The 23,444-nt window shown below is 26.3% G+C and carries 28 protein-coding genes; 26 read left to right on the plus strand and 2 right to left on the minus strand.

Going from position 1 to position 23,444, the window contains the following annotated elements; genetic code table 11:
- The first annotated feature begins 40 nt into the window (after window positions 1-40).
- From ARA19_RS04170 to ARA19_RS04265, 20 genes are all read left to right on the plus strand, one after another.
- The gene (locus tag ARA19_RS04170; RefSeq protein WP_055069708.1) at window positions 41-466 is read left to right on the plus strand and encodes a hypothetical protein; all 426 of its coding nucleotides are present in this window, start codon (window positions 41-43) and stop codon (window positions 464-466) included.
- A gap of 130 nt (window positions 467-596) precedes the next feature.
- A complete protein-coding gene (locus ARA19_RS04175) occupies window positions 597-911 on the plus strand; it encodes a hypothetical protein (RefSeq protein ID WP_055069709.1) in 315 nt (104 codons plus the stop codon).
- 226 nt (window positions 912-1,137) lie between these two features.
- On the plus strand, window positions 1,138-1,344 hold the full coding sequence (locus ARA19_RS04180; protein WP_055069710.1) for a hypothetical protein: 207 nt from the start codon (window positions 1,138-1,140) through the stop codon (window positions 1,342-1,344).
- Between the two features lie 136 nt (window positions 1,345-1,480).
- Entirely contained in the window at window positions 1,481-1,681 is a 201-nt protein-coding gene (locus ARA19_RS04185) for a ferredoxin (protein ID WP_055069711.1), read from the plus strand.
- Window positions 1,682-2,196: 515 nt separating this feature from the next.
- A complete protein-coding gene (locus ARA19_RS04190; RefSeq protein ID WP_055069712.1) occupies window positions 2,197-3,207 on the plus strand; it encodes a 4Fe-4S dicluster domain-containing protein in 1,011 nt (336 codons plus the stop codon).
- Entirely contained in the window at window positions 3,200-4,087 is an 888-nt protein-coding gene (locus tag ARA19_RS04195) for an RnfABCDGE type electron transport complex subunit D (RefSeq protein WP_055069713.1), read from the plus strand. The genes ARA19_RS04190 and ARA19_RS04195 overlap by 8 nt, the downstream gene beginning before the upstream one ends.
- Window positions 4,087-4,707: an RnfABCDGE type electron transport complex subunit G gene (locus ARA19_RS04200; protein ID WP_055069714.1), complete on the plus strand. Its 621-nt coding sequence runs from the start codon at window positions 4,087-4,089 to the stop codon at window positions 4,705-4,707. Before ARA19_RS04195 ends, ARA19_RS04200 begins: the two co-directional genes overlap by 1 nt.
- A gap of 12 nt (window positions 4,708-4,719) precedes the next feature.
- Complete coding sequence (locus ARA19_RS04205; protein ID WP_055069715.1) at window positions 4,720-5,430, plus strand: RnfABCDGE type electron transport complex subunit E; 711 nt, start codon at window positions 4,720-4,722, stop codon at window positions 5,428-5,430.
- 20 nt (window positions 5,431-5,450) lie between these two features.
- On the plus strand, window positions 5,451-6,029 hold the full coding sequence (locus tag ARA19_RS04210) for an electron transport complex protein RnfA (protein ID WP_055069716.1): 579 nt from the start codon (window positions 5,451-5,453) through the stop codon (window positions 6,027-6,029).
- A 16-nt stretch (window positions 6,030-6,045) separates the two neighbouring features.
- Window positions 6,046-6,858, plus strand: coding sequence for an RnfABCDGE type electron transport complex subunit B (locus ARA19_RS04215; RefSeq protein WP_055069717.1), 813 nt, complete (start codon window positions 6,046-6,048; stop codon window positions 6,856-6,858).
- A gap of 233 nt (window positions 6,859-7,091) precedes the next feature.
- Window positions 7,092-7,517 carry a hypothetical protein gene (locus ARA19_RS04220; protein ID WP_055069718.1) on the plus strand — a complete coding sequence of 142 codons (426 nt, stop codon included), beginning with the start codon at window positions 7,092-7,094 and terminating at the stop codon, window positions 7,515-7,517.
- A gap of 86 nt (window positions 7,518-7,603) precedes the next feature.
- Window positions 7,604-7,948 (plus strand): hypothetical protein, encoded by a 345-nt coding sequence (locus ARA19_RS04225; protein ID WP_055069719.1) that lies wholly within the window; start codon window positions 7,604-7,606, stop codon window positions 7,946-7,948.
- 78 nt (window positions 7,949-8,026) lie between these two features.
- Window positions 8,027-8,710, plus strand: coding sequence for a pseudouridine synthase (locus ARA19_RS04230; protein ID WP_055069720.1), 684 nt, complete (start codon window positions 8,027-8,029; stop codon window positions 8,708-8,710).
- Between the two features lie 21 nt (window positions 8,711-8,731).
- Window positions 8,732-9,250: an NUDIX hydrolase gene (locus ARA19_RS04235; RefSeq protein ID WP_055069721.1), complete on the plus strand. Its 519-nt coding sequence runs from the start codon at window positions 8,732-8,734 to the stop codon at window positions 9,248-9,250.
- A 192-nt stretch (window positions 9,251-9,442) separates the two neighbouring features.
- Window positions 9,443-10,276, plus strand: coding sequence for a deoxyribonuclease IV (locus ARA19_RS04240; protein WP_055069722.1), 834 nt, complete (start codon window positions 9,443-9,445; stop codon window positions 10,274-10,276).
- Between the two features lie 456 nt (window positions 10,277-10,732).
- A complete protein-coding gene (locus ARA19_RS04245) occupies window positions 10,733-11,080 on the plus strand; it encodes a hypothetical protein (protein ID WP_055069723.1) in 348 nt (115 codons plus the stop codon).
- A gap of 28 nt (window positions 11,081-11,108) precedes the next feature.
- The gene (locus tag ARA19_RS04250) at window positions 11,109-11,453 is read left to right on the plus strand and encodes a cupin domain-containing protein (RefSeq protein WP_055069724.1); all 345 of its coding nucleotides are present in this window, start codon (window positions 11,109-11,111) and stop codon (window positions 11,451-11,453) included.
- 275 nt (window positions 11,454-11,728) lie between these two features.
- Window positions 11,729-13,171, plus strand: coding sequence for an MFS transporter (locus ARA19_RS04255; protein WP_055069725.1), 1,443 nt, complete (start codon window positions 11,729-11,731; stop codon window positions 13,169-13,171).
- Between the two features lie 229 nt (window positions 13,172-13,400).
- Window positions 13,401-14,972 (plus strand): ClC family H(+)/Cl(-) exchange transporter, encoded by a 1,572-nt coding sequence (locus tag ARA19_RS04260; RefSeq protein ID WP_055069726.1) that lies wholly within the window; start codon window positions 13,401-13,403, stop codon window positions 14,970-14,972.
- A 75-nt stretch (window positions 14,973-15,047) separates the two neighbouring features.
- Complete coding sequence (locus ARA19_RS04265; protein WP_055069727.1) at window positions 15,048-15,335, plus strand: hypothetical protein; 288 nt, start codon at window positions 15,048-15,050, stop codon at window positions 15,333-15,335.
- Window positions 15,336-15,411: 76 nt separating this feature from the next.
- Here ARA19_RS04265 and ARA19_RS04270 read toward each other — a convergent pair whose 3' ends face one another.
- The gene (locus ARA19_RS04270; protein ID WP_055069728.1) at window positions 15,412-16,464 is read right to left on the minus strand and encodes a YibE/F family protein; all 1,053 of its coding nucleotides are present in this window, start codon (window positions 16,462-16,464) and stop codon (window positions 15,412-15,414) included.
- 289 nt (window positions 16,465-16,753) lie between these two features.
- Between ARA19_RS04270 and ARA19_RS04275 the strand changes: the two genes are divergently transcribed.
- From ARA19_RS04275 to ARA19_RS04285, 3 genes are all read left to right on the plus strand, one after another.
- Window positions 16,754-17,932, plus strand: coding sequence for a hypothetical protein (locus ARA19_RS04275; RefSeq protein ID WP_055069729.1), 1,179 nt, complete (start codon window positions 16,754-16,756; stop codon window positions 17,930-17,932).
- A 26-nt stretch (window positions 17,933-17,958) separates the two neighbouring features.
- Window positions 17,959-18,153, plus strand: a complete 195-nt coding sequence (locus tag ARA19_RS04280) for a hypothetical protein (protein ID WP_055069730.1) — start codon at window positions 17,959-17,961, stop codon at window positions 18,151-18,153.
- A 245-nt stretch (window positions 18,154-18,398) separates the two neighbouring features.
- Window positions 18,399-19,271 (plus strand): hypothetical protein, encoded by an 873-nt coding sequence (locus ARA19_RS04285; RefSeq protein WP_055069731.1) that lies wholly within the window; start codon window positions 18,399-18,401, stop codon window positions 19,269-19,271.
- Between the two features lie 204 nt (window positions 19,272-19,475).
- Here ARA19_RS04285 and ARA19_RS04290 read toward each other — a convergent pair whose 3' ends face one another.
- Window positions 19,476-20,450, minus strand: coding sequence for a serine hydrolase (locus ARA19_RS04290; protein WP_055069732.1), 975 nt, complete (start codon window positions 20,448-20,450; stop codon window positions 19,476-19,478).
- 380 nt (window positions 20,451-20,830) lie between these two features.
- Between ARA19_RS04290 and ARA19_RS04295 the strand changes: the two genes are divergently transcribed.
- From ARA19_RS04295 to ARA19_RS04305, 3 genes are all read left to right on the plus strand, one after another.
- Window positions 20,831-21,022: a hypothetical protein gene (locus tag ARA19_RS04295; RefSeq protein ID WP_055069733.1), complete on the plus strand. Its 192-nt coding sequence runs from the start codon at window positions 20,831-20,833 to the stop codon at window positions 21,020-21,022.
- Window positions 21,023-21,111: 89 nt separating this feature from the next.
- Window positions 21,112-21,648 carry a ribonuclease FAU-1 family protein gene (locus tag ARA19_RS04300; protein ID WP_055069734.1) on the plus strand — a complete coding sequence of 179 codons (537 nt, stop codon included), beginning with the start codon at window positions 21,112-21,114 and terminating at the stop codon, window positions 21,646-21,648.
- Between the two features lie 334 nt (window positions 21,649-21,982).
- Window positions 21,983-23,416 (plus strand): ParB/Srx family N-terminal domain-containing protein, encoded by a 1,434-nt coding sequence (locus tag ARA19_RS04305; protein WP_055069735.1) that lies wholly within the window; start codon window positions 21,983-21,985, stop codon window positions 23,414-23,416.
- Window positions 23,417-23,444 lie beyond the last annotated feature (28 nt).

Consider the following 23,444-nt stretch of genomic DNA (forward strand, 5'->3'; position numbering starts at 1 on the left):
TTTTATATAAGTAAAAAAAATTTTTATTATGGGGGACATTATGAAAAAAAATTTAGCTAAGGAATTATTATCAACTTTTACTATATTAGAAGAATCTATAAGTCTATACAAAAAAGTTGAAAGGACTTATGATATACCAATGATATTAGATACTAATGTAAGGGAGAATATTAATAAGATATATGAATTAACATTAAAGGCTATAAGGGAAGTTTTAGATTTAGAAAAATTAGATTATGATAAGTATGATATTAATGACCTTATTTTAAAGGGAAAAGACATTGGAGTTTTAACTGAGGAAATTTATGAATTATTAGTAAGTAATTTTGTTCAGTTTAATGATTTAAATATGTATCAACAACATAGTGTTAATTATCTTATAGATTGGTATTATGAAAATAATTCAGAAATAGAAAATTTTAAGAATTATGTAAAAGAAGTATGGGAGAACAAGTGGTTTAATTAAAGAGTACAGGCTATAAAAATATTTGAAATAATATTGTAACAACAATGTTATTTAGGATTAATCAATTGTCATAAAGGATGTAATACTATAAAACTATAGAAGAAGGAGATAATAAAGAGAGGGAAGCATCATGTTGAACGACTTAAATATTTTATTAGATTTAGGATTTTCAGAGATTTGTGATAATGAAAATGTTATAGGATACAAAATATATTTTGAAGATTTAAACAATTTTATAATAGTGGATATGAAAGGTGAGTTATACTTCGGGGTAGAGTATAAGTTTATGGAAGAACTAGGGAATATATCTGATATAGCTGTTAGAAATATGCAAGAAGTTATACCATCTTTAAGATATCATTTATTTAAAAAAATTAATAGTAAGAAAAATTTTGGATTTGCAGATAAATGCAAAGGTATCTTTTTTAGAGATGTAAATGCTTAGCAATAATAGTAGTACATAAATAAATTATATTAAAATTCTTAGAGAATTCTAAGGATTTTTTTTTATACAAATAAAGCAATATAAGCTCAAATTTAATTTAGATAGGGTTAAATTGAATACATGTGAGGTAATATCTTTCAATAGTTCATATAAATAAATATATAATAATACTTGAAATATAATATTATGATACAAGTATTTGGAAAAGGGCATGTTGATTTAAGTAATGAAGAGAAGAAGAAATGAAAAAATTGAGGCTATAAATAATGATGAAGATTATATAGAAGTCCTTGATAGGTTTGGCAAGTTAAATGAAAAATATGGAATAAATATAATTATGGCTAAAAATCAAGATAATAAGGTAATTTGGGGAGATGAGTATAATAAAAAAATAGTGATGCTGAAAAGAAACAAAGTTAAAAATTATGTTTAATAGAAATAATACTTGAAATTATATTGAAATTAAAGCATACTAGTGTAGTAAGATTTAAAATCTTAATAGATTCGAGTAAAGGTTCAGGAATCTTATTTCTGAATTAGTTAAACATAAATTTTAGGAGGAACTTTTAATGAGAGCAACTGTAGATAGAGAAGTTTGTATAGGATGTGAATTTTGTGCAAGTACATGCCCTAAGGTATTTACAATAAAAATGGTTGGAGAGGATGAAAAGTCATTTCCAATTGAAGGTGAAATACCAGAGGATGTTTTAGAATTAGCTTTAGATATAGAAACAAAATGTCCAGTAGCTGCTATAGCTATTGAGGATTAAAATTATTTAAGAAGAATAAAAAAAGAGGATGTATCGAATTACAGATACATCCTCTTTATTATTTCAAATAACTTTGAAATAATAACTAATTGATATTTATGTTAAACAGTGGTATATAAGTGAAATTATATTTATCTCATTAGCAATATTTCAATCTTTCATAAGATGGAGAGAAACAATATCTATAATAGTATCATTATTATATAAATTATTAGTAGATAGAAATGAGAAAATTAGAAAAAAATCTAAAAGATATTAAAAAGCATTAACTCTCAACTTAAGTAAGATAATAATAAAAATGTAATTTACTATAAATGCAGATATTAATACAAAGAAAAAATTATTATAAAAATATAACTTATTTATAAAATAAAGAATTAATTACCAATAAATATTAATAAATATAAAAAAATAAAAAAAGATTATTAACAAATAAATAATCTATTGTTTAATTCTTTTTAGTGATGTTAGAATGAATTTGAAATAAAATATAAAAATGTATAAGGAGGGATTAAATGTATATAATGAACCTTTTTAATAGTGATAAGGGGTTAAAAGAAAAGTTTAAATTAAATGGGCTTGAGCCAATAATTATTGGGGATTTTGAGGAGGTTAAAAAAGAAGAGAATAATTTAAATGTAAAAAAAGAAGATATTGTAGATTATTTAAATAAGTTTAAATTACATAATGAAGCTTATTACGGGTTTAGTGAGGATAAACTTTTAATAAAAGCTTTTAGTTATGAAAGCAATTTAGATATTTATGATTTTTTAAAAGATAAAACTGAAGAAATAAAGATGGGAATTAAAATTCTAAGGATAATGAATCCTAATGCTGATATTAAAGTTGCAAGTAAGAATAAAGTTAATGAAATTGATTTTAAAGCACCTAGTAAAGAAATTATAGAATTTGATAAAGTAGCTTTTGTAAAGGAGTACTTTCACTTTAAAAATATTTCTGAGGTTTTAATTTTGGACCTATTAGATATAGTTTATCTAGGAGAAGTATTTATTAAAGAAAAACAGCGTGATTATGTATATATAACTGTATTTGGAGAAGCTGTTAATGCTAATAAAATAGCTAAAGTTAAAATAGGAACCAAAGTAAGGGAAGTATTTAACGAATTTAATGGTAATGAAAATAAATTAGGAAAAATAGTTTCTGGAGGAGTAATAAAGGGATATCAAAAAGTATCTTTAGATGATGAAATAATAGAAAAGGATAGAAGTCTTCTTTTTCTAAGTGTAGGGGAAGAAAAGAGAAGAAGAGAAAGTCCTTGTATAAGATGTTCTAAATGCTTAAGAATATGCCCTAAAGGATTAAATCTAATAAAGATCATTGAGTTATGGAAAGTGAATAATGAGGAAGAATTTATAAAATTTGGTGGAGAAAACTGTATAGAATGTGGATTATGTACTTATATATGCCCAGCTAATATAGAATTAAGTCATAAGATATGTACAGCTAAAAAGAATTATACCAAAAAATCAAATAATGAAGAGGTAAGGAGTGAAGAACTTGTCTAAGGGGAATTTTGCTTTATCACCAGCACCTTACATAAGAAAAGGAAGTAATATTAATGCAATTATTTTAGATTTTATTATAGCATTAATTCCAGCATTTTTTGCAGGAGTTTATTTTTATGGACAAGCAGCTATAAAAATAGTTTTAGTTTCCATAATTAGTAGTTTAGTTGCAGAGGTCATATGGAATAAACTTGTTAAGAAAACAACATACTTAACAGATTTAAGTCCAATAGTTAATGGATTAATATTAGGATTGATTTTACCAACTCATCTACCAATTTGGATAGTTGCTATAGGTAGTATATTTGGAATTATAGTAGTAAAACAATTATTTGGGGGTTATGGTCAAAACTTCATGGAACCTGCTGCTGCAACTAAAGCTTTTTTAATAGCATCATGGGCAGCTGTAATGGCAAAACCAGTAGTAGATACTGTAACTTCTGCTTCAGTAGAAGTAGTAGAAGTAAGCTTATTAGAAAAGTTTATAGGACAAAGTTCAGGAAATATAGGGGAAGTTTCAGTTTTAGCAATTCTTATAGGAGCTTTGTACCTGTTAATAAGAGGAAGAATTAATTTTAGAGCACCTATAGCTTTTATATTGGTAGCAACAGTTTTATGTTCTTATTGGGGAAAAGATTTATTGCTTCCTGGAGCATTTTATTTTTCAGCAGTTTTTTTATCAACAGATTATGCTACAACACCTATGACGAGAATGGGACAAGTTATTTTTGGTGCTTTAGCAGGGTTACTAGCTGCCATAATTGCAGTTAAGGGATATAATCCAGAAGGACCTTATTATGCAATTATTATAATGAATTTAACAACACCTCTTATAGAATATTTAACTACTAAGAAATATAAAAAGGGGGTTACTAAGTAATGAAAGAGAATTTAAAGCTTGGGGGAATACTTCTAGGAATAACATTAACAGCAGGAGTTCTTTTAGGAGTAACTAATGAATTAACTAAAGAAGCCATACTTGAAAATTCTAAAATAAACAAAGAGGATTTAGCTGTTATAATGCCAAAGGCAACAGCTATAGAAGATACGGATATTAAGTTGAGTGAAGAAGGTCCTATTAAAGAAGCTTATAAGGCGAAATCTGGGGAAAATGAAATTGGATATGTGTTTAAAGTTACAACAAAAGGTTTCCATGGTCCTGTTGATTTATTTGTAGCAGTATCATCAGAGGATAAAGTAACTGGAATGAAAGTTTCATCACATTCTGAGACACCGGGGCTTGGAGCTAGAATAGAGGAAGAAAGCTTTAGAAGTAAGTTTACAGACTTACCTATAAATGAGCTTGTAGAAATAGTAAAAACAACACCAAGCAAAGAAAATGAAGTAGATGGGATATCAGGTGCTACTGTATCATCTAAGGCTATCGGAACAGCAATAAACGATACTATAAATTTTTATAAAGAAAATATAAAAGGTGAAGAAGTTGAAAATATTCCAGAGCAAGATGCTACAACTGGTGCTAGTGAAGGCTCATGGTAGGAGGTGTTAAAAATGAGTAAATTAATAGAGAGATTAAAAAACGGTATTATAAAAGAAAACCCTATATTTGTTCAAGTTTTAGCTATGTGTCCTACATTGGCTGTAACTACAAGTGCTGAAAATGCAGTTGGAATGGGTATAGCATCCACAGTAGTTTTAATATTTTCAAATATGATAATATCAGCAATAAGAAAAATTGTACCAGATAAAATAAGAATACCAGCATATATAGTTGTTATAGCTTCCTTTGTAACAATATTAGAAATGCTTATGCAAGGTTATGTTCCAAGTCTTTATAAGTCTCTTGGAATATTCATACCACTAATAGTTGTTAACTGTGTGATACTTGGTAGAGCTGAAGCTTATGCTTCTAAAAATCCAGTATTACCGTCAATATTTGATGCTATAGGAATGGGACTTGGATTCACAGTTGCATTATTTTTAATTGGTTCTTTTAGAGAAGTATTAGGAGCAGGAACAATTTTAGGTATTCAAGTAATGCCAGCAGCTTATAAGCCTGCATCTATAATGATACTTGCACCAGGAGCATTCTTTACTTTAGGAATTCTTATGACTATATTAAATGCAATTAGTTTAAGAAAAAATAAAAAACCTATAAAAGATAATTGTGGTGGAGGATGTAGTGGATGTTCATCAACTACATGTAGTGTTAATTCTAAAAATAGTGATTTAGAACCAAAAGGAATAGAACTAAAAAAATAGGAAGTTAAGGGGGAAAAACAATGGAACTATTTATTATATTTATTAGTGCAATGCTCGTTAATAACTTTGTTCTTTCTAAGTTCCTAGGAATATGTTCATTCCTTGGAGTTTCTAAGAAGAAGGATGCAGCAATTGGAATGGGGTTTGCAGTTACTTTTGTAATGATATTAGCATCAGTAATGTCATTTTTAGTATACAATCAAATACTTGTAAGATTTAATTTAGAATATCTTTCCACTATAGCTAATGTTCTTGTTATTGCAGCTTTAGTACAGTTTGTTGAAATGGCTATGAAAAAAATTAGTCCAGCTTTACATAAAGCTCTTGGAATATTTTTACCGCTTATCACTACTAACTGTGCAGTTTTAGGAATGACAGTTTTAAATATTCAAGAAGGATATACGCTTTTACAATCAGTAGTAAATGGTATTGGTGCGGCAGCGGGATATATGTTATCCATAGTATTACTTGCTTTTATAAGAGAAAAAATTGACAATAATGAAAATATACCTACGGTTTTTAGAGGGTTACCAATAACATTATTCACAGCTGGATTAATGTCTATTGCATTCTTAGGATTCCAAGGATTAATTCATTAATAAAGGGGGAATTACTATGGCTATTGTATATGCAGCATTAAGTTTAGGAGTATTAGGGTTAATATTTGGTGTTTTACTTGGATTTGCATCAAAAAAGTTTGAAGTTAAAGTTGATGAAAGGATACCTAAATTAAGAGAATATCTTCCAGGAGCAAATTGTGGAGGATGTGGATATGCAGGATGTGATGCTTATGCTGAAGCAGTTGTAATGGATGGAGCAAAGGCAACTTTATGTTCAGTTGGTGGTGCAGATGTAGCAGAAAAAATAGGAGAAGTTTTAGGAGTATCATTAGAAGTAGGAGAAAAAATGACTGCTTTTGTAAAGTGTAATGGAACTTGTGATAAGGCAAAGGAAAACTTTGTTTATGAGGGAATTACAACTTGTTTAGAAGTAGCAGCTTTACAAAATAAAGGTGGTAAAGCTTGTACTTATGGATGTTTAGGATTAGCTAGTTGTGTTAAAGTATGTGAATTTGGTGCTATAAACATAATTGATGGAATAGCTAAGGTTGATAGAGATAAATGTACTAATTGTGGTGCATGTATAAATATTTGTCCAAAAGGATTAATAGAATCTGTTCCAGTAATGAAAAAAGTTAGAGTAGCATGTAATTCAAAAGATAATGGAAAAGTTGTAAGAAGTAATTGTTCAGCAGGCTGTATAGGCTGTAAGATTTGTGAAAAAGCTTGTCCTAAGGGAGCTATAAGTGTAAATAACAATTTAGCAAAGGTTGATTATTCTCTTTGTGTAAATTGTAAGCTATGTACAAAAAAATGTCCAACTAAAGCAATAAGGGATATAACAGAAAAAGTAGAGATTAATAACTAATAATTATTAAGCTTTATGTTTTAAGTATGTTTTGAGTGTAACTCAATAAAACTTAATTCATATGGCTTTTTTTTGTAACAGTTAACAATAAATAAGCTTTTAAATGAAGATAGTTTTAAGTATAATAAATTTATGGGAGTTATGTTAAATATGTTATATGGTCATTAATTATGCAATGAAAATTAAAATTTAAATTGTTAAAGATAATTAAAGTAATGACAAGGAGAACATATATGAGAAATAGGAATTTTTATTTTTTCCATAAAGAAAAGTTTTATATATACAGAGAGGATATAAGTGATGATAGGTCTATAATAATAAAAATTGAAACTTTAGAAAAGTTTAAAAAAGCTAAATGTATTATTACAACTTCTGAAAAAATAGGAGCTATATCTGGAATTGAAACATTTTCTATGGGAGCAAGCGCTAAGATGTTTAAGTGGCAAATACTTGATGCTGTAGAAGATAATATAAAGGAGAAAAGCAATATTATAGGTGAAGAGGAAGGATGTATTGAAGATATTAAAACACTTATAAGAAGTAAAGTACCTAAGGAAAAATTAGAAGTAATAGATGATCTTATGGAAGTAATAGATGATAATGCTCATGAAATGGAATTAATAGAAAAAAAGAAATTTTCATTATTCGGTAGAAAATAATTTAATAGGTAAGAGTTAGGCTATATTAAGGATTACAGGAAAAAACTTGTGAAATTTAATGTAGCCTAATTTTAAGGGGAGATATTATGAATTTATGTGAATTTAATTATTCAAAGGTTTTAACAACATTACAACAATTAAAAGATGTTAATTCAAAAATAAATAATACTTTAGACGAGCTAAATAGAATATTAGAGAGTGAAGAAGAGTTAAAATTTATAGGGGAAAGATTATACTATACCAATATAGATTTAAGAAAAAATATTATTAATATTTCCAATTTAGTAGAATCAACTAATAAATTTATTTTAGAGGAAAAAATTATATATACAAATTATGAAATAAATAAAATAGAACAGATTAGTGAAGAAAAGGGTGATAATATTACAAGTTACGTTGAAGATGCTTTAGAGCTGTTGAAACTTATATAAAAAGTAAGAGAAGTTGTAAAATATAGTATACTATTTTAAAATATACTTATTGAAAAATGAAAGGAAGTACTAAAGTTAATGAGAATAAATAAACTTTTTAGTAATTATGGAATCTGTTCTAGAAAAGAAACTAATAAGTTAATTGAAGAAGGAAGAATAACTGTAAATGGTGAGAAGTGTATAGCAGGGCAATGGGTAGAATTAAGTGATATTATATTATTAGATGGGAAGGAAATAGAAGAAAAAGAAAAAATATATATTGCTTTAAATAAACCAAGAGGGATAGTTTGTACAGCTTCAGAAATGAAAGATAATAATATAATTCAATATTTAGGTTTAAATCAATATGTATTTCCTATTGGGAGGTTGGACAAGGATTCACAGGGATTGATTATACTTACTAATGATGGTGAATTAGCTAATAAAGTACTAGAGGCTGAAAACAATCATGAAAAGGAATATATAGTTACTTTAGACAAGGAGTTCACAGATGATTTCATAGAAAATATGGAAAAGGGTGTTGAAATATTAGGGCGTATAACAAAGCCTTGTAAGTTAAAAAGAATAGATGAGAGAACATATTCCATAATATTAACACAGGGTTTAAATAGACAAATAAGAAGAATGAGTAAGGTTTTTGGATATAACGTTGTTAAATTAGAAAGAATTAGAATAATAAATATTATATTAGATGACCTTGAATATGGTAAGTGGAGATACATATCAGAGGATGAGATTTCTAAGTTAATAGCTGAATTTTAGAAAAAGAAAGGAAGATTATTGATGGATTTTAAAGAAAGAACTATAAAAAAAGAATTACTATGTAAGGATAATTTTTTAACATGGAATTTATTAGAGGTTGAACTTCCAGATGGCTCAAGAAGTAAGAGGAATTTAATAGAACATCCAGGAGCAGCAGCTATATTACCAATTTTAGATGATGGAAAAATTCTTTTAGTAAAACAATATAGAAAAGCCATAGAAAGTGAAACATTAGAAATTCCAGCAGGAAAGTTAGATAAAGGAGAAGCACCAGAAATATGTGCAAAAAGGGAACTTGAAGAGGAAACTGGTTATAAGGCTAAAAATATTGAGTATTTAGGGAAAATAGCAACAGCACCAGGTTTTTGCAATGAAATTATACATTTATATAAGGCAACAGGATTAACAAAAGGCGAAAAACATACAGATGAGGATGAATTTACAGAGAATATTTTAGTGACAATGGATGAATTAAAAAAGATGATTAAAGAGGGCGAAATAATAGACTGTAAAACTCTATCAATATTAGCTTATTTATAAGCTATGACTTAATTCAAATAAAATTTAAATTATTAAAATTAGAAAGCTTTATACTAGTTTTTTGGAAATTAGTATAAGGTTTTTTATTAATTGATTAAATCCTAGTAATATAGTATTATTTATTTAGGATAAAAAATAGAATAATAATTATTATATAATAGTTTGTATAGATAATCATATGGAGGATAAGATATGTTAAATATAGGATGTCATTTATCAACAACAAAGGGGTTTGAAAATATGGGGAAAGAGGCAATTTCTATAAATGGAAATACATTTCAATTTTTTACTCGTAATCCAAGAGGGGGCAAAGCAAAAGCTATAGTACAAAAAGATATAGATGCTTTAAAGGAATTAATGGAAAAAAATAATTTTGCAAAATTATTAGCACATGCACCATATACTTTAAATGCTTGTTCTGCTGATGAAAATACAAGAAACTTTGCTAAAGAGATGATGATGGATGATTTAGTAAGAATGGAGTATTTACCTAATAATTTATATAATTTTCATCCAGGAAGTCATGTTAAACAAGGAGTGGATGTTGGAATAGAATATATTGTTCAAATGCTTAATGAAGTAATTAAACCAGAACAAACAACAACAATTCTTTTAGAAACTATGGCTGGAAAAGGAACAGAAGTAGGAAGAACTTTTGAAGAAATAGCAGAAATAATAAGTAAGGTAGAACTAAAAGATCATATGGGAGTATGTTTAGATACTTGTCATGTTTATGATGCTGGTTATGATATAGTTAATGATTTAGATGGTGTATTAGAAGAGTTTGATAGAGTAATAGGTTTAGAGAGATTAAAGGCTATACATTTAAATGACAGCAAAAATCCTTATAAAAGTCATAAGGATAGACATGAGAAGATTGGAGAAGGTTATATAGGAATAGAAGCTATAACTAGAATAATAAATCATCCTAAGTTAAAAGGAATTCCATTTTTCTTAGAAACACCAAATGAACTTGATGGATATGCTAAAGAAATTGAGTTATTAAAAAGTTTATCTGATAGCTAGAGGCTGTAATACTCCTATCTTTTATAGGAAACTCGACTCGCATTGCTCGCTGAGTAAGTTCCTATAACTAAATCAAGATTTAGATAGTCACTTAAGTAGGAGATAAACAGCCTCACGCTTCTAGATAACTACAACTAAGCATTCAGATGGAGTCAAAACTCCACCTGAATTAAGTCTACGTTTATATAATGAATAATTTTTATTAATATAGTGAATTATACTGATGATTAAAGAAAGTCTAGATGAGACATTTTTTAATTATCAGTTTTTTTATTATAAACCTATCAATAGCTATAAAATTTAGCATAATAAGAAGGAGAAACAATGAATATTAAACATCAAAATAGAGATACTAAGTAGAGAGTTTATTTAGTGATGAATTTATAAAAGATAAGTTTTTACTATAGTAATTATATTTTATATTTTCATAACTAAATTTAAAGGAGGTATTTTTATTTGAAAAATGATATTTTAGAAGTAATTCAATTAAGTAAAGATGAATATTTAGAAGTGAAATCTAAAACTAATAACTTTTTCAATATTACAGGTGAAAAATATGTTTTAAATGAAATTAATGCAAAAACAGAGGATTTTTTATTCAATGTTAAATTTTTGAAATTAAATACAGTGCCAATTATAGTAGGAACTGATAGTAAAGGAAGAGTAGATTATGCATCAATTGATGGGAAATACCTTGATACTATAACTGAAGAAAAAGCTACAGAGGCTAAAGAAGTTTTTATGTTAGCCAAAAATAAAATTCAAGAATTCACAGAGTTTGCTGTAAAAAATAACATTAAATAAAGTAAGACAAAACAAAGGAGAAATTGAAATGAATGAAATAATAAAAAATTTATTTGATGAAAATTTAGTAAATTACAATGAAGATATTGTTCCAAAAATATCAGTTTTTACAGGAGAAGACATAACATCTGATGTATATTATTTTAAAGAAAATCAAGTTTTAAAAACTCATAGACATCCTCATGGAGAGCAAGTATTTATATTTTTAAAAGGCGAAGGTAAAATGACTGTTGGAGATGTGGAAAAAGAAGTAAAAGAAGGTTCTACAGTTATGGTTAAAGCCGGAGAGTGGCATGAAATAGTAAATGGAGGCTCAGGAAATATGGTAGCAGTACAAGTTACTAAAGTAAATGCTGGGGCTGAGTATAAATAATTAATAATATGGTTGTATTAGATAATATTTTATTAAATCTAATATGACCATTTTTTATAATTATTAATGAATTTAAGCTTAGGTGAGTATATAAAAGAAAAATGTTAAATTTTGAATTATATATGAGTAAATTAATAAACTTTAAAATTGATTTTGATGAAGTAATAGACTATAATAAAATAGTTGATTTTATACAACTATTTTACTAATAAGAAATACATATTATTTTATGAAAAATAAGATTATATTCTTATATATAAAGAAAGGACAAGCTAATGAATACAAAAGAAGAAATTTTTAAAAGAAGATGGTTAATTCTATTTAGTGTAGTATTAGTTACATTTATGTGTTGTCTTGATGCAAGCATAGTCAATGTAGCATTACCAGTTATATCTAAAGATTTAAATGTTTCAATGTCAAGTGTACAATGGACTGTTACAACATATCTTTTAGTTATATCTGGATTGATTTTAACCTTTGGTAGATTAGGTGACTTAAAGGGAAAAACAAAAGTTTTTAGAACAGGCATTATAATTTTTACATTAGGATCATTACTTTGCGGATTATCACATAATATAGTATTTTTAATAATCTCAAGAGCTATTCAAGGATTAGGAGCAGCATGTACTATGTCTGCAAGCCAGGGAATAATAACATCTATCTTTGAAGGTAATGAAAGAGGTAAGGCACTTGGAATATCTGGTTTAGTAGTTGCTTTAGGAACTATGATTGGACCAGCTTTAGGTGGAATAATATCTCAATTTGCTTGGGAATATATATTTCTTATAAATATTCCAATTGGTATTGTTGCTATAATATTAGCATATAAAGTACTTCCTTCTGTTGAAGTAAGACATAATAAGGATGAAAAACTAGATTTCATTGGAGCAGCTTTATTTTTAATAACTGTAGTCGCTTTAATATTATCTATTACTGAAGGTAGTATTTATGGTTATGGTAATGAAAAAATTGTTATAGGTTATATAATTTCATTAATTGTATTTATATTATTTGTAATAAGTCAAAGAAAAATTAAATCACCTATGTTAGATTTTTCTATATTCAAAAATCATAGATTTTCTAAAGGAGTAACAACATCATTCTTAGTATTTACCGCAATAAGTGCTTATACAATATTATTACCATTCTACTATGAAGAAGTTAGAGGTATATCTCCAGGGGTGAGTGGATTACTTATGATGGTATTCCCTATAATGATTTCAATAGTAGCACCTTTAAGTGGAAATTTAGCAGAATTTATTAGAAGAGATAAATTACCTGTTATAGGGCTATTATTATGTGCTATAGGATTCTTTTTATTAAGCACTATTTCAGTACATACTCATATATATTTAATACTTATTTATTTAGCAATAGCAGGAGTTGGAAATGGTTTAACACAAGCACCAATGAATACAATTGTTATGTCATCAGTTAAACCAAATAAATTAGGTATTGCAGGAAGTGTTAATGGATTAGTTAGAAACTTAGGTATGATATGTGGTATAACATTTGGAACATCTCTTCTATATGAATTGATGAGTCATAAATTAGGCTATACAGTAAAAGGATTTATTCCAGGAAAAGGAGCTGTATTCGTAAGTTCAATGAATATTGTAAATTTCTTATCAGCAATACTTTGTGTTATAGCTATGTGTACAGCTATAAGTATTATGCTTAAAATAAATAAAGAGAAAAAAGCAGAAGTAAGTAAATAAATTTATTTATTTATAAGTTATGTCATTTAATAATGTTGAATTAAGTGACATAACTTTTTTTTATGTAAATAATTTAAAAAATATCTTATGATTGTATAAATTGATAAAAGAGCTATAATACCATTTTAGAAGAAATATGTTAATATTTTCTTATGGCGATATTGTTTAACTATGTTAAAAAATGAGAGGTGAGTGGGATTAATATATATAAATATTTAGGAGGACAAAAATGAAAAGTAAACTTTCGAAAATGTATGAAATGTTAAATGAAATAAAACTTAGAATAGTCTTTCAAAGTATTTTAATAGGTATTGCAGCAGGAGTTCTTATATCAATATATAGGGTGGTGTTAGATCATGTAATGAAGCATACCTATGAAATATATAGGTTTTTAGGGGAAAATAAATTTTATATAATTTTTGGAATATTAGTTTTAATGCTAATGAGTTACATTGTAGGTAGTTTTGTAAAAGATGAATCAATGATAAGTGGTAGTGGAATTCCTCAAATAGAAGGTATACTTACAGGGCATTTTAAGGAACCATCACCAGTAAAGGTTTTAATTTATAAGTTTGTTGGTGGTGTTATAGCCATAGGATCTGGATTGTCATTAGGAATAGAAGGACCATCAATTCAACTCGGAGCTACAGTAGCAGATTTATATGGTGGAATAACAAAAAGGTTAAAGATAGAAAAAAGATTTTTAATTTCAAGTGGTGCCGGTGCAGGTCTTGCAGCAGCTTTTAATGCTCCATTTGCTGGAGTAATGTTTGTTTTGGAGGAAGTACATAAAAAATTTACTCCTATTTTATTTGTTTCTGCAATAGCTGCATCTGTATCATCAGATATGGTAACTTGGGCATTTTTTGGACAACAACCAATATTATTTGGACGTATATTAAAACCTATGCCTGCAAGGGATTATCCATATCTTATAGTTTTAGGAATTATAATGGGGTTTGCAGGAGTTATATACAATATAACATTAGTTAAAACAATGGGACTATATAGTAAACTAAAAATATCAGTAAAATATAGAATGATGATACCTTTTGTTTGTGCTATGTTCTTTGGAATATGTTTTCCCCAAGTTTTAGGGGGAGGATGTTCTTTAATAAATAGCATATTAGTTACAGGAATGGCATTAAAAATTGCTATAGTTCTTTTAATAGCTAAGTTTGCATTTTCAATGATTAGTTTCTGTTCATCTACACCAGGAGGAATATTATTTCCTTTATTAACTTTAGGCTCATTAATAGGTGTTATTTTTGGAAATATATCAATAAGATATTGTGGGGTAGACCCTGTTTATATGATTAATTTTGTTTTATTTGCTATGGCAGCAATGTTTGCATCAATAGTAAGAGCTCCAATTACAGGATTAATTTTAGTTTGTGAAATGAGTGGATCATTTACAGAATTTGGAGCTATAGCTTTAGTATGTGGAATAGCATATTTAACAGCTGAATTATTAAAAAATGAACCTATTTATGAATCATTATTTAATATGAGATATCATAATCAAACTAGAATTCCAAATGAAAGTAGCAAAGATTTAATAATTTCTTATATAGTAGAAATGGGTTCATCAATAGTTGGAAAGAAACTGAAGGAAATAAACTTAGTAGAACATGCTTTAGTAGTATCAATAGAGAGAGAGGGAGAAAGTTTAATACCTAATGGTGATGATATTATTATGGCTGGAGATACAATTAATGTAATGGTTAGTGAGAAGAAGGAAATAAAATTAAGAGAAAGACTTGAAAAGATTTGTGTTTGTGAAGAAGAATGTTTAAAATAATAGTATTAATGTAGTAAAGAGGGAGAATTTTGGGTATAATAAGATTAAAATTAGCACTAGAAAAGGAGCATTTTTATGGCAAGTATAGATGAAATAAAAGCAGGAATTAACAATTTACCTAATGTTAAAGATATAGATTCATTAATAGCAGAAGGAAAATGTGAGTCACATGATACAATAGCAGAGGCTATAACAACTTATTTAAATGACCTAGGAGAATATATCCATCATGATGAGGATGAAGAACATAGTCCTTTAGAAATTATCAACCAAAGCGGTATTGTTAATGTATTAAAAGAAAAGGGATATGATGTAGTATTAGAAGAAAATGATGGAGATTATTCAATAGGTGTAGATTGGTAATATAACAAATGGTGAACCTATATAGCTAGATAAAAGGCAGAGAGGATGTATCTGTAATTTGATACATCCTCTTTTATTAATTATTTAAAATTTCTCTATCACTTTTTACTTTTTTTACTTTTATGTATAAATAGCTAGCAATTACAGCTGTAATAGGTATTGTTAAAAGCATTCCAATACTTCCAGCAAGGGATTGTAAAAGCTCTGTTGAAATAATTTCTTTGGAAATTATTTCGGAAAAATTTCCACCATACATTAAAAGTAATAAGATAGTTGTTAAAGAAGAACCTATATAAGCTAAAATAAGTGTATTAGTCATGGTTCCCATTATATCTTTTCCAATAGTAAGTCCAGATGTAAGAGATTTTTTAAAGGTAACATCCTTTACTTCCTTACAAAATTCAAATAAGGAAGAAGCAATAGAAATAGCAACGTCCATAGTGGCACCTAATGCTCCTAATATAATAGCTGCAAAGGTAAGTGCTTTTAAATCAAATGAAGGTAAGTTCATAGCAGCACTTGTATTCAAAAGTAGAATACTATCTTGGCTAGAAAGTCCTGTTAAATTAAGTACCTTATTCATTAATAATGTTATTAATGAAACTACAAGTACACCACCTATACATCCTATTGCAGCAGCAAGAGATTTTTTAGTATATCCACTTACAAGTGGTAAGGTAGTAATTATTATAAAAATTGCTGTTAAAATAGATGTAATATAAATATTGTATCCAGCAAAAATAGATGGAATAAATAACATAAAGATAGAACCACAAGTTATTGTTAAAGAAATAATAGTTTTTAGTCCATTAATTTTACCTAAAACTAATAGACCTATAAAAAATAAAGCTATTAAAAAAAATAATCCATTAATTCGATAGTGATCCCCTAAAAAGATACTATCTTCAGTCTTGTGAACTACGAATTTATCTCCAACATTTATTGTATTTTCCTCATATCCAGGAATACCCCCAGATAGTTGAGAGGCAACGACTTCTTGTCCTTTTAAATCTTTATTGAGTATTTTTACACTTACGCTAGTAGAAGTCATGCCTTCACTAGTTTTTTCTGTATCTATTATTCTAGTTACTTTACCAACATAATTTGTATAATTATCAGTTCTTAACATGGATTTTCCGTTGTTTAAAAAAAAGTAACCAGCAAATATTATAATTGTAGAACTTATAATAAGTATTAAGTTTAGTATATTGGTCGTTTTTTTATTTATATTTAAAATACTAATTCCCCCTTTATTTAAATTTCACTAAATTAAGTATAATAAATAGTTATTAGATATTTATTAACAAAGAAAAAAAAATAATAAATTTTACTTTAAGAATAAACTTTATTAAACCACCTAGAAATAGTATAATTAACAAGACAAGATGAAATTTACTTAATTTAGGAGTGATATTCAAATGATAAATGATATACTTAATAGAATTGAAAGTGAAAATGGAGAATTAGAATTATTATATAGTAGACATGATGAAAGTAGTTATGGATATGTTGACTTTTCATTGAAAACTATAGATCATAGTGATGTAGTTTTAAGGGTAAAAGAAGAGGAAATGAATATATTAAAGTTTTTATTAATATATAGAATTGTGAGTAATTCAGATGAAAATCTCTTCGAAAAAATGTCTAAATTACTTGTTTTAGAAAATGATAATATTGTAAATCTATTATATATCTTAAAGAAAAATCAAATTGATTTAGATAAGAGTATAGAAGATATACTTAAGTATAGAAGACATGATTTAGTAAGTAATTTATTAAATTCCTTAAATAATGTTATAGAACAAATAGATACATATAGTTTAATTAATATTACAGTTGAAGAATTAGACTCTTTATGCAAAGAAGAATTTTATATAGAAAAATTTAAAAAAGCTAGATATAAAGTTTTTTCATATATGGCTGAAGAGTTAATTGAGTCAAGAGAAGATGGATTAACTAAAGAGGAAAGAGCTTTAGTTAAGTCAACAATTTTATCTTTAGCACTAAGAAAAAAAGAAAATCTGTATTATATAACCAAAGAAATAATTAGGGAAATGACAAGTGATATAAAAGATAAAATAGAATTAAATAGTGAGAGAATACTTGAAGGAGTAAAGGAACATAAGAGTTATAGAGGATATGAACTAATTAGTAATTATGATTCAGATACTTTAATCTTAGAAGAAAATAGTGATTTTTATAGAAAAGTAGATATATTATTATTTATTATTCCATTTTTATATTGTGAAGTTAAGGAAGAGGAAGAAGAAATAGAATATTTAGAACTAAATGAGAATGAAGAAGAACATCAAGAAGATGGAAATCAAATAAATGAAGAAATTATTGTCAATGAACTAAGAAAATTTAGAAAAATAATTCCATCTGCAAAACAAATGACTGAACGATATTATAATCGTAGAAAAGATATTATAGATGAGCAGTTTAAAAGAATATTAGAACTTTTTAATAATGTTGATTTAGAAAGAGCTATAAAGGTTGATTTTATTCCTATAGAGGAAGTTAGAGACTATTTAATAGAAGAAGGATATCTATTAGAAGAGCATAGAGAGGAAAATAAAACAACAATAAGCTGGTAGCAAAGAATTAAAATAAGGTGGTAATAATGAAATTTGTTAAGTGGAAAAGTATAAAAATATTGGCATTGATAGCAACAGGAATTTTATTTATTATTCCTTATACTAATAAAAGTTTTTCAAATAATTTTACATTGGTGTTAAGTGGAGTAGCATTGACAATTTACATAATCGCAGCAGTTTTTGAAGAAAGAAAAAAACAGGGCATTGGTAAATTGGTATAACATACTTATAAATAAACTGAGACTTAATTCAGATAGAGTAGTAACTAAATCTGAATTTTAATGAAAGTTATTTATGGACATGTGCCTGTTTAACTTCAGATATAGAATGGAGTTAAACAGATACTAGTCATAGAAGAGTTAAGCTAGTTAAGAAATTTTAATACATCTCCGTTTTTAATGGAAAAAAGAATATTTTATTATTAAAGGTAAATAATATAAATATATATTTTTGGGAGATGAATTAAATGAAAAGAAGAATATTTCAAATATTATATCTAAAAGAGGATACTTTAAGTGATTTAGACTTACTTTATGGATGTCATCATAGAGTTATGCAAGAATATATGAAAAGGTTTAAACTATTAGATAAATTATATATAAATGAATTTATAAATTTAGATTCAAAGGATTTGGAAGAAGAATTTATTTTAGAGCGGATACCAATACTAGAAAGATTAGTTCCTTTTAGCATACTTAAGATATTAACATCAAGAGGATCTATTAAATATTTGTATAATGATGAAGACATAAATTTAATAAAATTATATTTAGAAGTTTGTATTGAAGGGTATAATGAGATTTATGATGATATAGAATTGCTTAAATTTTGTAAGAATATAATAAAAATACTTCCTAATGTTTCAGATAGTAAATATGTAATAGAGGATTATGGAATTGCTATGATGTTTAAAGATTTCATATTAAGTTATTACAAAGATTATAGAGTTAATATAAATCCTATGATAAATGTAATTATTTTAGAAATAATAAGATTTTATATAGGGAAAATTCATGGAGTAATTATTGTAGATGAACTACTAGAAGTATACAAGAAGATTATTGTATATTGTGAAATTCAAGTATATGGATATATAGTCGGTCAAATAAGAGCTGGTTTCACAATAGAATTAATAAATGATTTAGTTAAGTATTATAATAATAGAGATATTTTAGCAAATAGACCTTACTTAAGATTTATATTCTTTTATATTAAAGAAGCAAAGGTTGGAGAGGGCATAAGAAGGAATATAGGAAGTGATGAATTAATTAAAGTGGAAGAAAGATTACTAAATGCTTATGAAAATAGATTAAAACAATTAGTAAATAGTGTAAAGTAATAATTTTTATATAAACTTAGACTTAATTCAGGTGGAATTTTGACTCCATCTGAATACTTAGTCAAAGTTATTTATAAGCGAGAGGATGTTTATCTCCTATTTATAGAAGATAGGAATATATTATAGCTTCTAGCTATTAGATAAATTTAAAAACTTTAAGAATATAATCAAAAGTTATCAAGTGTGGATGCAATATAAAGAATATTATTTATATATAGAATTTAATTTTGAATATATATCATTTGAAATTTTTGCTATGATTTCACAAGCAGCATTAGAGTTATCTTTTAAAATAACTTCTTTTTTTTCTCCATTAGTAATAGGAGTATCACCTATATTTTTAGTTAATATAACTAATATATAATTAATGTTATCGCCATAAATTATACCAGCATCATGATAATAACCAAAGTTTGTTCCTATTTTATGAGCTACTTTATCATAAGGTAAATATTTATCTAATCTATCATGAAAAATAGTATTCTTTAAATGTTTTATAATATCTTCGTAAATTGGGTTATTATCAGGATTATCATAAAGTCTTTTTAATAGTACACCAACTTGATTAGCTGTTAAAGTTCCATTTGCAGCTGCTTTCCCAGTTATTTTTTCATAATAAGGTCCTGCATATCCTCCAATTTTTCCGAGCATTCTAGCAGCAATGTTATCAGAATGAGTCATAGATAATTCAATAGCTTTTTCAACTGTAATAGGATTTATTTTTTTTTGATTTTGTAATATCCCAGTACCTTCTTCATAATCGGTATTAGGATTATAGCTTATAAGTTTATCTTTACTTAGTTTACCTTCATGGATTAAATCAGCAATGCTCATTACATTACCTAATTTACGAACACTAGCCCCTTTAAAATATTTTTCATCATTTAAGGAGTAGGTTGTACCAGTTTGTAGATTTTCATAATAAACAGCTATATTATTTCCATAATTACCTATGTTATCAGAAATAGAATTTTTTACAGCTTCAATTTCCATTTCTTTTAATTGTTCTGGAGTAAGTTTAATTTCCTTTTCCTCTTCTTTTACGTCAGTAGTAGTTGCTTCAGTTGGATTAGATGGCTTCTTTTTTTTACTAAATGTTTGTTGATTAGCAATTGTAGCTAAAATACCTAAAATCACTAAGGTAGATAAGGTTATTATAATTACATTTTTATTTTTCATTTTGTCCCCCAAATAATTAATATCAATGCATTTAATATTTTAAATTTAATTATATTTAGTAAATATAAACTTGGTTTTAATTGAAAGTAAATAAAAGGTAACTTGGTCTTTATCAAGCAATAGCCTTATATTATTCAATATATATTTGTAAAATATAGTTAATTTTATACTATATGTTTATTTTTTAAAATCTATAAAAAGCACTAGAGAAGACTATTTTATTTGGTAATTTTTATTTTTTATTAAAAGTATTAGCTATGTAGTGTAATAGAAACTTATGAGCTACTAGTTAATTGATAAAATTGTAAGGAAAATTTGAAATTTGTAGAATTTAATAATATAATAAGTAATAATATATTTATGAATTGGAGGATTTCTTTATGGCTACTAAAAAAGAAATTATGGATTCTATTATAACTTGGGATGTTATAACAAATGATGAAAATGGTAATCCTATAGAGTGTGTAGAAGTAACATTTCCAGATAGAATTATAGATGTTAATATGGATACAAGAGAAGTTAATATTGGTTTAATAGTGAAAAAAATATTAGAAGATGATTTATATAAATAATAGATAAAGGCGTAGAATCTAAACTTTTAGGATTAGATTTTACGTCTATTTTTAAATAGAATAACTAAAGAGGACAAGGAGGTCTTATTATGATAAAAAGAAAGTGGCTTAATAGGGATGAAGTGAAAACAATTTTAGAAAAAGAAGTAATTATAAAATATAGAAATGATGAATTTTTCACTGGCTATGTTTCAATATTAGATTTAAAAAAAGTAGAAAAAACTACTATAGTTAATATATGTGGAAAAGATAGATGTGTATTGAAGGATGGACATAAATGGGTTCAATGGTTACCTAAAGGGGAAAAGTATTCTGTTATAGCCATATATGATGAAAATAAATATTTAACAGAATGGTATGTTGATATATTAAAAAATCAGGGTACAGAGGAAAATGGAATGCCCTATTATGATGATTTATTTTTAGATGTTGTTATATTTAGGGATGGTTCTATGATTTTATTAGATGAGGATGAGCTTTTAGAAGCTTTGAATAACAAGGAAATTACGAGAGAAGAATATGATTTAGCCTATGAGGAAGGGAAAAAGATTTTAAATAGGTTTAGAGATAATATAGACAAAGAAGTAAAATATACGGAAGAAATGGTGAGTTATATTGAAAAGTAAATAATATAGTGAATTATAATTGATGGGTTATATCTTGTTGTATTGATATAATCTATTTTTTTGTCATTAAAGATTTTAATAGGAGGGGGATAAAGGGAGATTTAATTCAGGGGGAGTTTTGACTTTGATTAAACTTTAGTGAAATATCTCTAAGTTATAGAAGATTAAATTATTACAAATTGCTAAGTGATCGAATAAATTTATCCTTAATTAAAGAGTGTTTTTTGTTAATATAAAGAAAAACATAAAAAAATTAAAAAATATATACTATTAATTACCAATATTTGGTATTATATATAATATAAAGAATATAATATTAGTTAGGGGTTTTATTATGGGGTATAAGTTTATTAATGTTGATATAGAAAAGCTAATAATAAATAAGGAAAATCCAAGATACCAATGGGTAGAATGTGAATATGATGCTATAAAAAATATAATATTAAGGCAACAAGAAAAACTTTTAAATCTTATAGAAGATATAGCAGAAAATGGAGTTAACCCTTCAGAATTGATTATAGTTGTAGAAGAAGGAGAAAATTATATTGTTTTAGAAGGAAATAGACGTGTTACTGCCATTAAATTAATAAATGATTTAGATTTATATGCAGATATAGATAGTAAATTTGCAAATAAACTTTCTGTAATATTAAGTAAGAATTCAACTAGGGAGATAAAAGGAATTAATGCTATTTTATTTGATAGTCGATTAGAAGCAAATAGATGGATTAAAATAAGACATACTGGAGACAATTCTGGAGTTGGAGTTCTTAAATGGAGTAAAGAACGAAAGGAAAATTTCATTAATGAAAATAGTAAAATAAATAGAATATATGGAATATTAGATTATGTAAGGGAATCTAAGTATTATGATGAAAATTTGAAAATGCAGTTAGATGATGTAAAAGTAAGTCAGCTATCAAGATTATTAGATGATCCTCATGTTAGAGAGACTATAGGTTTAAGGCTTAAAAATAAAAAGTTTTATAGAATAGTTCCTGAAAAAGAATTATCTAAAGGATTAAGTAAAATACTTTATGATATTTTAAATGGGGTATTTAAAGGAAGAAGTATTTCAACTAAAGAAAATAGATTAACCTATATAGAAGGTTTTTTAGGAAATCAATTACCTTCTTATAATAATGGAGAGGGGGAAGTTAGTTCCTTAACTATTACTGATGCAAAGGAAGATAACTGTATAGAACGGGATACTGAGCAAATGACATTAAAAGATTTTAATATTATAGATGGAATAGCAAAAGAGGAAAAAATGGAAAAGTTAAGAAGTCAAATAAAAAATAAAGATATAGTTTTAACTACATCAAAAAGTAATAGAAATAAAAGAAGATATCTTATACCAAGTGATTTCAATATAAGAATAGTAGATAAGTCAATAGATTCCTTATATAAAGAGCTTAAAACATTGGATATAAAGAGATATTCTAATTCAGTGGAAGTTTTATTTAGAATGTTTTTAGAAAAAATAGTACTGAATTATGTTGAAAAAAATAATTTAGACTTAAAAAGAGAAGAGGGAGAGTTAGATTTAATAGAAAATTTAAAAAGTATAATATTAGATTTAAAACATAAAGAAAAGTTAACTTTAGAGGATGAGGCTTTTTTAGAAGAATTATTAAAGAGTAAAAAAGGAATATTTAAATTTAATACTTTTAAAGAGTATATTTTAAATAAGGATCTTTTTATAGATATAGTTCAATTAAAAGAAAGTTGGGATTTAGTAGAGTGTGTTATTAAGGAACTACTTTAAATGATAACATTTAAATTTTATTTAAAAA

The sequence above is a fragment of the Clostridium massiliamazoniense genome, assembly GCF_001403635.1.
Taxonomy (GTDB): Bacteria; Bacillota; Clostridia; order Clostridiales; family Clostridiaceae; genus Sarcina; species Sarcina massiliamazoniense.

Coding starts and splice junctions, on each gene's coding strand:
- ARA19_RS04170 (WP_055069708.1), top strand. CDS start 41: ATGAAAAAAAATTTAGCTAAGGAATTATTATCAACTTTTACTATATTA.
- ARA19_RS04175 (WP_055069709.1), top strand. CDS start 597: ATGTTGAACGACTTAAATATTTTATTAGATTTAGGATTTTCAGAGATT.
- ARA19_RS04180 (WP_055069710.1), top strand. CDS start 1,138: ATGAAGAGAAGAAGAAATGAAAAAATTGAGGCTATAAATAATGATGAA.
- ARA19_RS04185 (WP_055069711.1), top strand. CDS start 1,481: ATGAGAGCAACTGTAGATAGAGAAGTTTGTATAGGATGTGAATTTTGT.
- ARA19_RS04190 (WP_055069712.1), top strand. CDS start 2,197: ATGTATATAATGAACCTTTTTAATAGTGATAAGGGGTTAAAAGAAAAG.
- ARA19_RS04200 (WP_055069714.1), top strand. CDS start 4,087: ATGAAAGAGAATTTAAAGCTTGGGGGAATACTTCTAGGAATAACATTA.
- ARA19_RS04205 (WP_055069715.1), top strand. CDS start 4,720: ATGAGTAAATTAATAGAGAGATTAAAAAACGGTATTATAAAAGAAAAC.
- ARA19_RS04210 (WP_055069716.1), top strand. CDS start 5,451: ATGGAACTATTTATTATATTTATTAGTGCAATGCTCGTTAATAACTTT.
- ARA19_RS04215 (WP_055069717.1), top strand. CDS start 6,046: ATGGCTATTGTATATGCAGCATTAAGTTTAGGAGTATTAGGGTTAATA.
- ARA19_RS04220 (WP_055069718.1), top strand. CDS start 7,092: ATGAGAAATAGGAATTTTTATTTTTTCCATAAAGAAAAGTTTTATATA.
- ARA19_RS04225 (WP_055069719.1), top strand. CDS start 7,604: ATGAATTTATGTGAATTTAATTATTCAAAGGTTTTAACAACATTACAA.
- ARA19_RS04230 (WP_055069720.1), top strand. CDS start 8,027: ATGAGAATAAATAAACTTTTTAGTAATTATGGAATCTGTTCTAGAAAA.
- ARA19_RS04235 (WP_055069721.1), top strand. CDS start 8,732: ATGGATTTTAAAGAAAGAACTATAAAAAAAGAATTACTATGTAAGGAT.
- ARA19_RS04240 (WP_055069722.1), top strand. CDS start 9,443: ATGTTAAATATAGGATGTCATTTATCAACAACAAAGGGGTTTGAAAAT.
- ARA19_RS04250 (WP_055069724.1), top strand. CDS start 11,109: ATGAATGAAATAATAAAAAATTTATTTGATGAAAATTTAGTAAATTAC.
- ARA19_RS04255 (WP_055069725.1), top strand. CDS start 11,729: ATGAATACAAAAGAAGAAATTTTTAAAAGAAGATGGTTAATTCTATTT.
- ARA19_RS04260 (WP_055069726.1), top strand. CDS start 13,401: ATGAAAAGTAAACTTTCGAAAATGTATGAAATGTTAAATGAAATAAAA.
- ARA19_RS04265 (WP_055069727.1), top strand. CDS start 15,048: ATGGCAAGTATAGATGAAATAAAAGCAGGAATTAACAATTTACCTAAT.
- ARA19_RS04270 (WP_055069728.1), bottom strand. CDS start 16,464: ATGTTAAGAACTGATAATTATACAAATTATGTTGGTAAAGTAACTAGA.
- ARA19_RS04275 (WP_055069729.1), top strand. CDS start 16,754: ATGATAAATGATATACTTAATAGAATTGAAAGTGAAAATGGAGAATTA.
- ARA19_RS04280 (WP_055069730.1), top strand. CDS start 17,959: ATGAAATTTGTTAAGTGGAAAAGTATAAAAATATTGGCATTGATAGCA.
- ARA19_RS04285 (WP_055069731.1), top strand. CDS start 18,399: ATGAAAAGAAGAATATTTCAAATATTATATCTAAAAGAGGATACTTTA.
- ARA19_RS04290 (WP_055069732.1), bottom strand. CDS start 20,450: ATGAAAAATAAAAATGTAATTATAATAACCTTATCTACCTTAGTGATT.
- ARA19_RS04295 (WP_055069733.1), top strand. CDS start 20,831: ATGGCTACTAAAAAAGAAATTATGGATTCTATTATAACTTGGGATGTT.
- ARA19_RS04300 (WP_055069734.1), top strand. CDS start 21,112: ATGATAAAAAGAAAGTGGCTTAATAGGGATGAAGTGAAAACAATTTTA.
- ARA19_RS04305 (WP_055069735.1), top strand. CDS start 21,983: ATGGGGTATAAGTTTATTAATGTTGATATAGAAAAGCTAATAATAAAT.